The organism is Streptomyces sp. NPDC048211, assembly GCF_043202315.1.
Classification (GTDB): domain Bacteria; phylum Actinomycetota; class Actinomycetes; order Streptomycetales; family Streptomycetaceae; genus Streptomyces.
This window is the reverse complement of the sequence record NZ_JBIDAD010000015.1, coordinates 50,155-63,097: the sequence shown is the minus strand read 5'-3', so window position 1 is coordinate 63,097 and position 12,943 is coordinate 50,155. Positions and strand designations below refer to the sequence as shown.

The 12,943-nt window shown below is 69.0% G+C and carries 12 protein-coding genes and 1 pseudogene; 10 read left to right on the top strand and 3 right to left on the bottom strand.

Going from position 1 to position 12,943, the window contains the following annotated elements; all coding sequences use genetic code 11:
* Positions 1-8 precede the first annotated feature (8 nt).
* The 8 genes from ACGFZA_RS36915 to ACGFZA_RS36880 all read left to right on the top strand — a co-directional run bounded on the left by ACGFZA_RS36915 (position 9) and on the right by ACGFZA_RS36880 (position 9,510).
* Positions 9-1,676: an FAD-dependent oxidoreductase gene (locus tag ACGFZA_RS36915; protein WP_393684961.1), complete on the top strand. Its 1,668-nt coding sequence runs from the start codon at positions 9-11 to the stop codon at positions 1,674-1,676.
* A gap of 342 nt (positions 1,677-2,018) precedes the next feature.
* On the top strand, positions 2,019-3,215 hold the full coding sequence (gene wecB / locus ACGFZA_RS36910) for a non-hydrolyzing UDP-N-acetylglucosamine 2-epimerase (RefSeq protein ID WP_385285960.1): 1,197 nt from the start codon (positions 2,019-2,021) through the stop codon (positions 3,213-3,215).
* Positions 3,216-3,307: 92 nt separating this feature from the next.
* Complete coding sequence (locus ACGFZA_RS36905) at positions 3,308-4,075, top strand: hypothetical protein (protein WP_393684958.1); 768 nt, start codon at positions 3,308-3,310, stop codon at positions 4,073-4,075.
* A gap of 82 nt (positions 4,076-4,157) precedes the next feature.
* On the top strand, positions 4,158-5,411 hold the full coding sequence (locus ACGFZA_RS36900) for an FG-GAP repeat domain-containing protein (RefSeq protein ID WP_385285956.1): 1,254 nt from the start codon (positions 4,158-4,160) through the stop codon (positions 5,409-5,411).
* A 99-nt stretch (positions 5,412-5,510) separates the two neighbouring features.
* Entirely contained in the window at positions 5,511-6,788 is a 1,278-nt protein-coding gene (locus ACGFZA_RS36895) for an acyltransferase family protein (protein WP_385285954.1), read from the top strand.
* A gap of 26 nt (positions 6,789-6,814) precedes the next feature.
* Entirely contained in the window at positions 6,815-7,594 is a 780-nt protein-coding gene (locus ACGFZA_RS36890; RefSeq protein ID WP_393684955.1) for an alpha/beta fold hydrolase, read from the top strand.
* Between the two features lie 966 nt (positions 7,595-8,560).
* Positions 8,561-9,097, top strand: a complete 537-nt coding sequence (locus ACGFZA_RS36885) for a MarR family transcriptional regulator (protein ID WP_385274501.1) — start codon at positions 8,561-8,563, stop codon at positions 9,095-9,097.
* Entirely contained in the window at positions 9,097-9,510 is a 414-nt protein-coding gene (locus ACGFZA_RS36880; protein WP_385274504.1) for a MarR family transcriptional regulator, read from the top strand. Before ACGFZA_RS36885 ends, ACGFZA_RS36880 begins: the two co-directional genes overlap by 1 nt.
* On the opposite strand, the gene ACGFZA_RS36875 is transcribed toward ACGFZA_RS36880, so the two are convergent.
* The 3 genes and pseudogenes from ACGFZA_RS36875 to ACGFZA_RS36865 all read right to left on the bottom strand — a co-directional run bounded on the left by ACGFZA_RS36875 (position 9,507) and on the right by ACGFZA_RS36865 (position 11,347).
* On the bottom strand, positions 9,507-9,872 hold the full coding sequence (locus tag ACGFZA_RS36875; protein WP_385274691.1) for a hypothetical protein: 366 nt from the start codon (positions 9,870-9,872) through the stop codon (positions 9,507-9,509). The two genes, ACGFZA_RS36880 and ACGFZA_RS36875, sit on opposite strands and share 4 nt — an antisense overlap.
* 94 nt (positions 9,873-9,966) lie before the next feature.
* Positions 9,967-10,122: pseudogene (locus ACGFZA_RS36870) on the bottom strand (NADP-dependent oxidoreductase); the annotation flags it as partial.
* 34 nt (positions 10,123-10,156) lie between these two features.
* On the bottom strand, positions 10,157-11,347 hold the full coding sequence (locus ACGFZA_RS36865) for an MFS transporter (RefSeq protein WP_393684952.1): 1,191 nt from the start codon (positions 11,345-11,347) through the stop codon (positions 10,157-10,159).
* Between the two features lie 79 nt (positions 11,348-11,426).
* Here ACGFZA_RS36865 and ACGFZA_RS36860 point away from each other — a divergent pair, with 79 nt between their 5' ends.
* Positions 11,427-11,816 carry a MerR family transcriptional regulator gene (locus tag ACGFZA_RS36860; RefSeq protein WP_385274510.1) on the top strand — a complete coding sequence of 130 codons (390 nt, stop codon included), beginning with the start codon at positions 11,427-11,429 and terminating at the stop codon, positions 11,814-11,816.
* Positions 11,817-11,950: 134 nt separating this feature from the next.
* Entirely contained in the window at positions 11,951-12,694 is a 744-nt protein-coding gene (locus tag ACGFZA_RS36855) for a recombinase family protein (protein ID WP_393685003.1), read from the top strand.
* Positions 12,695-12,943: the final 249 nt, after the last annotated feature.

Sequence of the window (12,943 nt, the reverse complement as noted above, 5' to 3'; positions counted from 1 at the left end):
ATACCGTCATGAGTGGTATCGATCGCCGGCGCATGCTGGGCAACAGTGCGGCCGTCGTCGGCGGAATCGCCGCGGCGTCCGTTCTGGTGGAGCCGGCCTCGGCCGCACCCGCCGCGAAGGGCGCCGCCGCGAAGGGGGCGAAGGTAGCCCCCACGGACCCGAGGTACCCGCTGCTCACCACGGGCAACAACCAGCGCTTCGTCGCCCGTCCCGACTACGTGGCGCTCATCAGGTCGTCGGCGGACGCCGAGCAGGCCCTGCGCACCGCCTTCCGGGACGGCAAACGCGTCTCGGTGCGCAGCGGCGGCCACTGCTTCGCCGACTTCGTCTGCAACCCCGAGATCGAAGTCATCCTGGACTTCTCCGAGATGACGGATGTGGGCTACGACCCAGGGTTCCGCGCCTTCTACGTGGAGCCGGGCGCTCGGCTGATGAACATGTACGAGGCCCTCTACAAGGGCTGGGGCGTCACCGTCCCCGGAGGCATCTGCTACAGCGTCGGAGCGGGCGGGCACATAGCCGGTGGCGGATACGGTCTGCTCTCCCGTGCCCACGGCCTGGTCACCGACCATCTGTACGCCGTGGAGGTCGTCGTGGTCGACGACCGGGGCCGGGTCCGTACCGTCGTCGCCACGCGCGAGGAGGACGACCCCCACCGCGACCTGTGGTGGGCCCACACCGGCGGCGGCGGGGGCAACTTCGGCCTTGTCACCCGGTACTGGTTCCGCTCGCCGGGGGCCAAGGGGTCCGACCCGGCGGACCAGCTGGTCTCACCGCCCTCGAAGGTGCTCGTCAGCGCCCTGGACTTCTCCTGGGACCAGCTGACCGAGACCAGGTTCGCCCGGCTGCTGAAGAACTTCGGCGCCTGGCACGAGCAGCACAGCGGGCCCGACTCCGAGTACCGCCACCTGAGCAGCCTCTTCAACGTCAGTTCCAAGGCGCACGGCAGCATCGGCATGTTCACCCAGGTCGACGCGGACCGTCCGAACGCGCGCAAGCTGCTGGACGACTACAACCGGGCGATCACCGCCGGCACCGGCATCAAGCCCGGGGCGCTCACCCGGGCCACCGGCGAACTCCCGCCGATGCCGCAGCTGGCCGAGCCGAAGGAGATGCCCTGGCTGCAGGCGACCCGGCTGGTCGGCACGAACAACCCCACGATCACCAACCCGACGTCGCGGGGCGCGCACAAGTCGGCGTACATGCGCAAGAACTTCACGGACGAGCAGATCGCCGCGCTCTACAAGCACATGTCCCGCCCCGACTTCCAGAACCCGGACACCATGCTCGTGCTGTTCTCGTTCGGCGGCCAGGTCAACGCGCTGGCCCCGGACGCCACGGCGAACGCACAGCGCAGCTCCGTCTTCAAGATGTGCTTCCAGACGTTCTGGGAGGACGAGAGCGAGGACGACTTCTACCTCGGCTGGGTCCGCGACCTGTACGAGGAGTTCTTCGCCAGGACCGGTGGTGTGCCGGTCATCGGCGACTCCACCGACGGCTGCTACATCAACTACCCCGACCGGGACCTGTCCGACCCGCGGCACAACCGTTCGGGCGTGCCGTGGCAGACCCTGTACTACAAGGAGAACTATCCGAGGCTGCAGCAGGTGAAGCGGCGCTGGGACCCGTCCGACTTCTTCCGCCACTCGTTGTCCATCAAGCCCGCAAAGGGCTGACCAGCAGGAATTCCAGCCCCAGGGGCGTCTGCCGCGCAAGCGGCAGGCGCCCCTTCCGCATGTCCGGCCCCGCTCGGGGCGGCCGCACTGTGCAAGTCCGGACAGGCTCGGGTTGACCCGGAGATAGCTCACGGAAAAGATACTTCTCATCGGCAGGGGAACGCCGGAAGCGGAGCTCCCCACCGAATCAGCACTCTTTCCCGCTGCGTACACAGCAAGGGGCGAGGCATCGGATCGCCGCCCCGCAGGCCGCAGTGAAAGCGCTCGTCCGTGCCACAGCCGGCCCAGGGCCGGGCACGCCTGTTCTCTCAGTGCTCCTCTCCTCAGCAAAGGAAAGCCGTCATGCGGTCTGTCGCAGTCGTTCTCGGTACCCGTCCCGAAGCCATCAAGCTGGCGCCGGTCATCCAGGCGCTCCAGGAGGATCCCCGCTTCGATCCGGTCGTCATCTCCACCGGCCAGCACCGGCAGATGCTCGACGACACGCTGGACGCCTTCGGGCTCAAGCCCGACCTCGATCTGGAGATCATGGCGCCCAAGCAGACGCTCTCCCAGGTCACCTACCGCTCGCTGCGCGGCCTCGGCGAGTACTTCCGGGAGTCCTCCGTCGACGCGGTGCTGGTCCACGGCGACACCGCGACCACCCTCGCCGCGGCCCTCTCCGGCTTCCACCACCAGATTCCCGTCGTCCACATCGAGGCCGGACTGCGCAGCGGCGAACTCGGCTCGCCGTTCCCCGAGGAGGGCAACCGCCGGATCGTCGGCCAGCTCGCCGGCCTCCACCTCGCACCGACCCCCGGCAACCGGACCAACCTGCTCCGGGAAGGCATCGCCGAGGACACCATCGTCGTCACCGGAAACACCGTCATCGATGCGCTCCAGTGGGCGAGTGGCAGATCGGAGAGCTACGGCGACCCCGCCCTGGACGACCTCGACACCGACTCCCGGCGCGTGGTCCTCGCCTCGGCCCACCGCCGCGAGGCATGGCCGCACCTGACCCAGATCGGCAAGGCGCTGGTCGCCATAGCCGAGGAGCCCGACGTACGGGTGGTCGTGCCGCTGCACCGCAACCCGGCGGTCCGTGAGGCCCTCGTCCCGGTCATCGGCAACCACCCGAACATCACCGTCGTCGACCCGCTTCCCTACCTGAGCTTCTGCAAGCTCATGGGACGCGCCGACATCATCGTCTCGGACAGCAGCGGCTCACAGGAGGAGGGGCCCGCCCTCGGCAAGCCGACGCTGGTCCTCGGCAACGTCACCGAGCGCTCCGAAGCCGTCGTCGCCGGCACCGCGTGCCTGGTGGGCACCGCCACCGAAGGCATCGTCCGGGCCGCCACCCGGCTGCTGCGCGACAAGGACGAGTACCAGCGGATGGCCACCGCGGCCAACCCCTACGGCGACGGCTGCGCCACGGCGCGCACCGTGGGCGCGATCGCGCACTACTTCGGCGACGGCCCCGCGGTCGAGCCGTTCGTCCCCGGCACCGCCGTCGACGACATCGCCACGGAGCTCGCCCGGTCCATGGACCTGGCCCAGGTGTGAGGCCCGGCGCCCCACGAGAGCGCACCACCGCCGCCACACCGCCCGCACACCGCCCACCGATCGCTCCGACCCGATCCAGAAGGGGACTCCCCGTGTACGACAGCGACCTCAACACCGTGAGCACACTGAACTTCACGGGGAAGCACATCGAAGCCCTCCTCGTCCGCAACGCCAAGGACTTCCCCGTCCAGGGCCGGACCCTCGTGGTCAACATCGGAGCAACACCCGCCCCGCTCGACCGGACACCGCGCACGAGCATCCCGCCGCTGTCCTCCACCGTCCTCGTCGACACCCGTGTCCAGGAGGCACAGGCACTCGTCCTGCTGCGGATCGACGACGAGTCCGCGGTGGAGGACATCGTGCGGGAGCCGGGCTGGCACCTGCTCGGAGACCTCCTCGGCGACGCCCCGGCCACGGACCCGGACCCGGGCACCGGCGGGCGGCCCTTCCCCAGGGACACCCCGTTGTGGAAGGGCCCCCAGGACGACGCCGGAGTGATCGCCCTCGACCCCGGCCGGCTGCTGGGGGACAGCACCGCCGCGCCGCTCGCGACACCGTTCCAGGTGAAGGTCAACCTCTGGTACGCCCCCGCCGGCACCGACTGCGCCATCCACAACCAGCACGACTTCATCGAGGTCCACACCCAGGTACGGGGCACCGGCCGGATGCAGAAGTTCACGGAGCAGGACCACAGCACCCTCTACGAGGACGTGCTGATGAGCCCGGGCTACACGACGCCCGACCCGTTCTGCGACACCGCGCCCGACGGCACGTTCCGCTACCCGTGGCACCAGTACCACGCCGACACCGACTGCGTCTGGCTCGCGGTCGAGTACCACGCTCCCGCCCCGACGCGCTGACACCGGCGCCCCCGTTTCTTGGCATCCCGTACGTCGCACACACCCACACCCATCGCACCAACGGCACCCACAGGAGAACGCCATGACCGCCAACGACAACTCCAGCCTCCGCGCACCGAAGTTCACCCCGGAGCTGGTGGCCGACCAGCTGCGCGACGGCTACTGGCTGGAGGCCCCGGACCTCGACAACGACAACAAGCCGGACCTGTTCGGCTACGGTCTGCGCCTGGGAGAGATCTACTGGTACCAGAACGACGACAAGTGGACCCGCCGCCTGGTCGCCGACAAGATCAAGATGCCGGTCGGCGCGGACTTCGCCGACGTCAGCGGCAACGGCCACTCCGACATCATCGTCTGCTACGACCTCTACGGGCCCATCGGCACCATCCACGACGCCAACACCTCCGGCGGCAAGATCGACTGGCTGGAGAACCCGGGCAGCCCGGACAAGGACGAGTCCCGCTGGAAGCGGCACTACGTGGGGCGCGCGACCGGCATGCACCGGCTGCGGGCCGGCTACTTCACCCAGACCGAGCGGCTGGAGATCATAGGCCTGCCGATCGTCGCCAAGGAGGACGTCCACGCGGTCCTGCCGATCGTCCTGTTCACCCAGCCCGACGACGTGCACACCGCCGAGGAATGGCCGATGACGGTCATCGACGACAGTCACTTCCGCATGATCCACGGCGCGGAGAAGAAGAAGGGCCTGGTCCCCGGCTCCGAACTGGAGTCACTGCTGCTCGCCTCGGACGAGGGAGTCAGCTGGCTGCACTTCGACGAGGTCAAGAAGGAATGGGTCCGCAAGCTCATCGGCACCGGAGAGCTCACCCAGTTCGAGCAGACCGGCTTCCGCGGCAGCGGTGACCTCAACGCCGGGCGCATGGGCGACGACCCGATGGCGTACGTCGCCGCGGTCGAGCCGTTCCACGGCAACACGGTGGCCGTCTACACCAAGGCCACCGACGGGCCGGCCGGCGAAGTCGAGTGGAACCGCGTCCTGCTCGACGTGTACGGGGACCCCAACGAGAACGGCGAGGGCCCCGGGCACCAGATCGTGTGCGCGGACTTCGACGGCGACGGCGAGGACGAGTTCCTCGTGGCACTGCGCGGGCCGTGGCCGTGGCAGGGCGTCATGTACTACAAGGCCATCGACCTCAAGAACGGCGTCTGGGCGAAGTGGCGGGTCTCCGACGACTCCGTCGCCCGGATCGCGACCGCCGACTTCAACGGTGACGGCCGGCTCGACTTCGCGACCATCGCGTACTCGGTCCAGAACTACTACGTCGCCAAGGAAGCCAAGCTCATGGTCTACCGCAACGAGATCGACCCGCAGTAGAGGCACCGGGGCGGCCGTCCCCGACGGCCGCCCCGCTCCCGCGCTCTCCCCGCTCTTCTCCGCTCCCTCCCGTGCCGATCCCCGGAAGGCCATGCCGCCATGACTTCGTACACTCCCACCCCGGCCCGTACAGCAGCCTCGTCGAAGGCGAAACCAACGAAGCCGCCCAAGCTCCCCTCCCTGACCGGCCTGCGGTTCTTCGCGGCCCTGATGGTCTTCTTCTTCCACTCCTCGCTGATGGACTCCCCGATCCCGCCGAACAACCCGATCAACCCGTTCGCCGACCACGGCATCGCCGACGCCTACGCGACGCTGTTCAGCAAGGCCGGCTACCTGGGAGTCTCCTTCTTCTTCGTGCTCAGCGGATTCGTGCTCGCCTGGGCCGCCAAGCCGGGGGAGCGGACCACGGCCTTCCTGCGCCGCCGGCTGCTGAAGATCTTCCCCAACCACCTCGTGGTGGCCGCCGTCTCGCTGGTGCTGTTCGCCGGAGCCGCCATCTCCAGCGTCGGTGACTGGCTCCCCAACCTGCTGCTGATACACACGTTCTTCCCGCAGCCCGGCATCAACCTCAGCATCAGCCCGCCGAGCTGGTCCCTCGGCAGCGAGCTGCTGTTCTACATGCTCTTCCCGCTGCTGATCGTCCCGATCCGCAAGATCGCCGAGAAGCGGCTGTGGACCTGGTCCGGCCTGATGATCCTCGGCATGGTGGGCGTCCAGCTGGTCACCCAGTTCCTCATCCCGGCCACCCCGAAGTCCGCCATCACCCCCATCTCCGACATGCAGTTCTGGTTCGGCTACCTCTTCCCGCCCGGCCGCGTCTTCGAGTTCGTCCTCGGCATCCTGCTGGCACGGATCGTCGCCTCGGGCCGCTGGCCGCGCGCCATCGGCATGCGCGTCTCGCTCGTCCTGACGGTCATCGGCTACGGCGCCGCGCTCCTGCTGCCCTTCCAGTACGGCTTCGTCGTCGCCACCATCATTCCGGTCAGCGCGCTGGTGTGCTCCGTCGCCGCCGCCGATGTGGCCGGCCGCGAGACCAGGCTCAAGGGCCGGGTCATGCAGTTCCTCGGTGAGGTCTCCTTCGGCTTCTACCTCGTCCAGGGCGTCACGATCTTCTACCTGCGCTCGCTGCTGGGCGAGAGCACCTACAGCGTCCCCGCCGCGATCCTCGTGATCATCGGGTTCCTCGCCGCCTCACTGCTCGGCGGCTGGCTCCTCTACCGGTACGTCGAGATGCCCGCCATGCGCCGCTGGAGCCGCAGCCGCAAGCAGGCGGCCCCCGCCGCGTCGACGCCCGTCGCCGCCACACCCGCCACCGCGCTCCCCGCCGACGGCGACAGCCGCCCCGAGGACCTCGTCCTGACCGCACCCCGCTCCTGACCGCCCGCACCCCCAGGAGGCACAGCATGCCGATCGTCCGCACAGAGGGAACCGAGGTGCACTACCGCACCGAGGGAACCGGCCCCGGCCTCCTCCTCGTCCACGGCTCCACGGCCGACTCCGAAGCCAACTTCGCCGCACTGCGGCCCTGCTTCACCGACCGCCGCACGGTCATCACCGCCGACTACTCGGGCAGCGGATCCACCGCACTGCCCGAGGGCGGGGAGCTCGGCCTCGACCTGGTGAGCGCCCAGATGGCAGCCGCGGCCCGCGCCGCGACGGACGGACCCGTCGACGTCGTCGGCGTCTCCCTCGGGGCGGTGGTCGCCGCGGCTCTGGCCGCGGAGCACCCCGGTCTCGTACGCCGCCTGGTGCTGGTCGGCGGCTGGGCCCGCAACGACGACCCGCGGCAGCGGCTGATGTTCGGCCTCTGGCGCAGCCTCGCCGACCTCGACCGGGACGCGTACCAACGGTTCATCACCCTGCTGGCGCTCTCCCCCGAAACGCTGTCCGGTCTCGACGACGACATGATCGCCACACTGGCGGCGGCAGCCGAACCGTCCGAGGGAGCCCGCCGCCAGATCGACCTGGACCTCGTGGCCGACATCCGAGAACGACTGGCCGAGATCCGGGCGCCAACGCTGGTCATCGGCGCGACCCAGGACCAGGTCGTCCCCGTCGCCCACTCCCGCGAACTGCACGCCGGCATCGAGGGGAGCCGCTACGAGGAGATCGACAGCGGACACAACGTTCTGTACGAGAGAGGGAAGGAGCTCGCCGATCTGATCACCGAATTCCTGGACTGACCCGGGACACACAGCCGGGAGGGTCCGGCGGCCTGCGGGCCGCCGGACCCTCCCGGCTGTTCCCGGTGCGGCGTTACCGACGTCGGGTCACCACGACGGGCCCCGGGCGGAATCTTCCCGGCTCGTCACGCTCCCACCTGACCCGTGCCGGCCGCTACGTTTCGCGCGAACGGAGTGGGCAGACCGGCCGTACCCTGCCCGCGGGCAGGTGCACGTACCTGACGACCCTTCGATGCATGTCCGCGCTGGGCGCGCGGCTGCTTGTCCCACGTGCCTGACCACCGGTTCGCGCCCGGGACGACGTCGACTCCTGCGGCAGCCGACCACCTGACCCGTTCGCCGCCTCAGCCCTCGAACGCCCGCCCCGGCGAGAGCCGCCGCGCGGCATGCGGCGCACGGGAGGCTCGGCCCGCCCCCGCCGGGTCCAGCCACGCCTCCATGCTTGTGAACGTCACGGTCCGAGCAACCCGGGACGCAGCAACGCAACGGCCGCCCGCGGTCCGCAGACAACACGGTGCCGGGCGCGAAGCCTGCTCAGCCCACGACACCCCACGGACCGGACCGCGGGTGACCGATCCTGGCTCCTTGCTGCTGCCCTTCCCCGGCCCCGTAGAGCCCGGAAGGTGAACGCCGGTGCCGGGCAGGGGCGTAGATGGTTGAGGGGAGCGGGGCGGGTGTGGTATTCGCGCGCGCGTCTACTGAAAGAAGGGGCCGGTGCCTCTGACCTGCGACAACGCGGAGCTAAGGGGCTAAAAACCGCCCCGTAAGGTGCGAAAAACCGCCCCTTAGCTGAGGCTCTGTCTGCAGGTCTCTGCCGAGGCTGTGTTGGCGTGACGGCTGATTGCCGCTACGTCCTAAAGAGCGGTATTCCGTAGTGAGTTCAGCTAATGTTCCCGTTGAAGGGCCTGTTGGCCGGAGCTAAGGGGCGAAAAAGTGCCCCTTGCGGCGCATGGCGGATGGAGCGGCATGGCAACACGAAAGGGCCGTCGCCTGGCCCTGGTCGACCAGGACACGGGGGAGGTGATCGAGCAGCAGCCCAGAGTGCCGCACCAGTTCGACGGCAACGCCTACACCCTGCAGTCCACGGGCAGCGAGGTCCCCCTCTACAAGCTGGGGCTCACCGGCGCGGAGTGGGCGACGCTGGACTGGCTGCGCGAGCACGGCGCCGCGAGCGCCGCGATTCGCGTCACCCCGAAGGTGCTGTCGGAGGAGATCGACGCGAACGCCTCGACTTGCAAGAGGGCCCTGGCCCGGCTCACGAAGCTGGCGTTGCTGTTGAAGCCTTCTCCGCGTGCCGCCGCCTACCAGTTGACACCGCTCCGATACTGGGAAGGCGCCGGGAGCTCTCACGTCACCGCTTGCAAGCGGCTCGCCCCACCCAGGGTGGCACCCGATGCGAAGGCCCGGGCAAGAACCGTGGACGCCGAGGCGGTGCCCAAGCTCGGGACGGCCACGGAAACGGCTGCGATCCCGATCCGCCGAGCTGCTGGAGAAACGAGCTGATGACCACAGCCCCCGCCCCGTTCGATCCCGAGCAGGAATTCGTCACCCCGCCGCTCTACACACTGAACCTGAGCGCCGCGCAGCGCTGTGTTCTTGACTGGATAGAGCGTCAGGGCGGCCTCTTCACGCACATCACCATCCCGGTCGTGGATGCCGCGGCCGACATGGATCACGCGGAGTCCACCGTGTACGACGCGCTGGCCCGGCTCACCGCCCTCGGCCTGCTGGTGCGGGACGAGGCAGGAGGGCACCGCATCAACGCCCGCTACTTCTTCTCCGCCAACCCCGAACTGCGCCGTCTGGTCGCGGCCGCCCTGGGGGACCCGCCGATCACCCCCGACGCCCGGGCGGACGCTCCCCGGAAGGTCGGCAACACGGACTCCCGGCGGCGGCGCTCAATCCGCTCGGTCTAAGCGGGTCCTCGGCGGCGTAGTCGCGTGTGCCAGGGACCCCAGGAGGCCTGAATGCAGGAACCCCCGCCGAGTTCCCGGCCGTGTCGAGGTGCTCGGGGCGTGAGACCAAGGCGTCGACGGTGGCCTCGGTGGGCGAGTTGGACGGCGATGCCGCCCACGGCACCGGCCGCGCCGGTGATCAGGATGTGGTCTCCGTCGGTGATTGCTGCCCGGTTAAGGGACTGCAGCGCCGTTACTCCGGCCAGCGGCAGTGCCGCGACATCCGCCAGCGGAAGTGTGGTGGGTGCTGCCGCCAGCAGCCGGGCGGGCAGGGCGACCTGCTCGGCCCAGGTACTGCGGCCGGTGGCGATCTGTGCGGACATCGCGATCACCCGGTCCCCCGGGACGGTAGCGGGGGTGGTTGGCGGCGGTGACGACTCCGGCCAGATCCCACCCCAAGGTGGCGGGAAGCTGGGGCCCGACGTTCCATGCGCGAGTTTTCCAGTCCACCGGGTTCAGGCTGCTGGCGACGGTACTGATCAGTACCTCGCCGGCTCCTGGAACGGGCTGGGGAACCTCCCGGACGGACAGGACTTCGGGCCCGCCGCGGCGAGGAATTTGGATCGCGTGCATGGCGACCTCCCTTGCGAGGTGAGTGGACGGGGAATTAGACGGCGATCGAGGCTTCGTGTCCGGCGCCGTTCGCCGATGTCCGTGTCCGGGGCAGGACGAGATAGGTGAGGGCCAGTCCGATCAGGCTCAGTACCGCGCCTGCCAGGCCGGTCCATCGCAGAGCGCCGGCGGCGACGATCGCGCCGCCGATGACCGAGCCGGCTGCGGCGCCGAGGTTGAAGGCGCCCACGTTGACGGAGACCGCCAAGTTCGGGGCGGCGCCCGCGTGGTGCAGGATCAGTCCCTGCAGCGGGGCGATGGTCGCGGTGGCGAGCAGGCCGAGTAGCAGGAGTGCTGCCACGGCAGTGGGCTGCCACACCACGGCGAACGGGACGAGCAAGAGCGTTCCCGCCAGCCCGCCGAATACCCCGCGTACGGTGGCGCTCATCGACTTGTCGGTCAGCTTTCCGGCGGTGAGGTTGCCGAGGAAACTACCCGCGCCGTAGACGAGCAGCAGACCGGAGACCGAGGCGGCGGAGAAGCCGGAGACACGGGTCAGCAGCGGGGCGATGTAGGTGAACACTGTGGCGACCCCGGAGAAGCCCACCGCGGTGGTGGCGATGGCGAGCATGACCGGCCGACGTGCCACTACGCGTATCTCGTCACGCAGTCGCGTGGACGGTGCCTCCTGCCGGGGCAACACGGCCGCCAGGAGCACGGCGCCCACCAGGGACAGAACGGTCAACACGGCGAACGGAAACCGCCATCCAGCGCCCTGCCCGAGCAGGGCCCCCAGGGGCACTCCGAGGAGCGTGGCCACGGTGAAGCCGGACGCCACGGTAGCGATGGCCGAGCCCGTCTTCTCAGCCGGGACCACTCGGGTCGCCGTCACCAGCGCCAGGGACAGGAAGGCGGCGTGACTGAGCGAGGACACCACGCGGCCCACCAGGAGCAGACCGAACGACGGCGCCAGCGCGCTGATCGCGCTGCCCGCCGCGAACAGCAGCATCAGGCCAATGGCGAGCCCCTTGCGCGGCAGACGCGAGGTCAGCAGGGCCATGAGCGGCCCCCCGACCACCACTCCGAGCGCGTATGCGGTCACCGCTTGTCCCGCAGTTTCCACGGAGACGTCAAGATCAGCTCCGACCTGGGGCAGCAGCCCGGCGATCAGGTACTCCGAGGTACCCACGACGAAGACGCTCGCGCACAATGCCGCGAGCGTCGCGAAACCCTTATTCACCTTCATGCCGCAGACGCTAAAGTCTCATATCGATATGAGAGTCAAGATGGGCGGGCCATGGCCGCCTTGCCATCAGGAGGTCGTTGTGCGCATCGGTGAGCTGTCCCGGCGGACCGGCGTGGCCGTGCACCTGCTGCGCTACTACGAAGAACAGGGTTTGCTTCACCCGCAGCGGCTCCCCAGTGGCTACCGGGAATACGTTGAAGAGGACGTCGCCATCGTCCGCCGCATCCGTACCCTGCTGGCCGCCGGCCTGAACACCTCGACAATCGCCACGGTCCTGCCGTGCCTGCGGGACACCGGCGACCGCCTCGTTCCTACCTGCTCGGACCTGCTCGCCGACCTCCATCAGGAGCGCGACCGCATCGCTCAGGCCATCAGCGACCTTCACGCATCCATGGACGCGCTCAATGACGTCATCGCTGCGGCCCCGGACGACGTCACTCGCCGGGCGCTGGCCTCGCTCGGCGTGTAGACGAACCGGCTCTCACGAACAACCCTTTGCCCGAGCAAGATCAAGAACGAGTCGCCGGACCTTCGGTGATCGCGTATCAGTTCTCGGAACCTGTTCTCACTCAAAAGCGGCACGGGCCTCCTTCTGAGGCTTGCATGGTGCGCAAATCCGGGGTCATGACGGGCCCTCACGGCCTCTGCGCGTCTGACCTGTCGGACGCGGACGACGTCGAACGCCGCCCCTGCCCGAAGTGCGACGCACAGCCGGGCTCGCCGTGCCGCTGGCGCTCCGGTGCAGTCGCCTCCGCCTACCACACCGGCCGCTTCACCAAGGTGCCCCGGCTCGCCAAACTCCTACTGGCGCCCACCCCCGCCGGCCGTGCCCCCGGGCAGCCGTGGCGGCCCGCCACCCCGCCGCCGGCCCCCATCGACCCGGACCTGCCGGGCGCAGACATCCGCATCGGGTACGCAAGATGCTCCCACCGCAGCCAGGAACTCGGCTCACAGCTCGACGCGCTCACCCAGCACGGCATCCCGCGGGACGAAATCTTCAGTGAGAAGATCAGCACCCGTATCCGCGTACGCCCGCAGTTCGAGAAGGCGCTCAAGACCGCGCGGGAGAGCCACCTGGCCGTAGCTGCACGAGAACAGGGCCGACTACTGAGGGAACATCAGGCACCGAACGGATCCCCCAGGGGCCAGCGGGTACCGGAACGTCCTGAAGGGGCCACGGCCACCCCCGCACACCTCAGCCCCCTTTTGCTGCCTTCAACAGCGGCCGGGAACAACCGACGGATGGGGGCCGGAGCGGGGCGAGTTCGCCGAGGACCGGAGCGCTTGCGCGAGGACCGCAGGCCCTCCCGAACGGCGCGCCGGTTGAAAAGCTATGTTTCCGTATAGAGAGGACGTAGCCCCCGCAACCCTCTGAACTGCAAAAACAGTCAGGGGATCGGCATCCTAGGATGCCGATCCATGACCACAGGCGTCATGTCGTCAATGGTCATCGAAGGAATCGGGAGGTTCCTTCGATGACCTTCTGTGTCATGTCGTCTGCAGTAATGTTTGGTTCTCAGGGGAGGCCCAGGTCAGGGGACGTACGTGCCAAAGGGACGACGCAACGGGCACAGCCGAGAGCTCTTGAACGTCGCA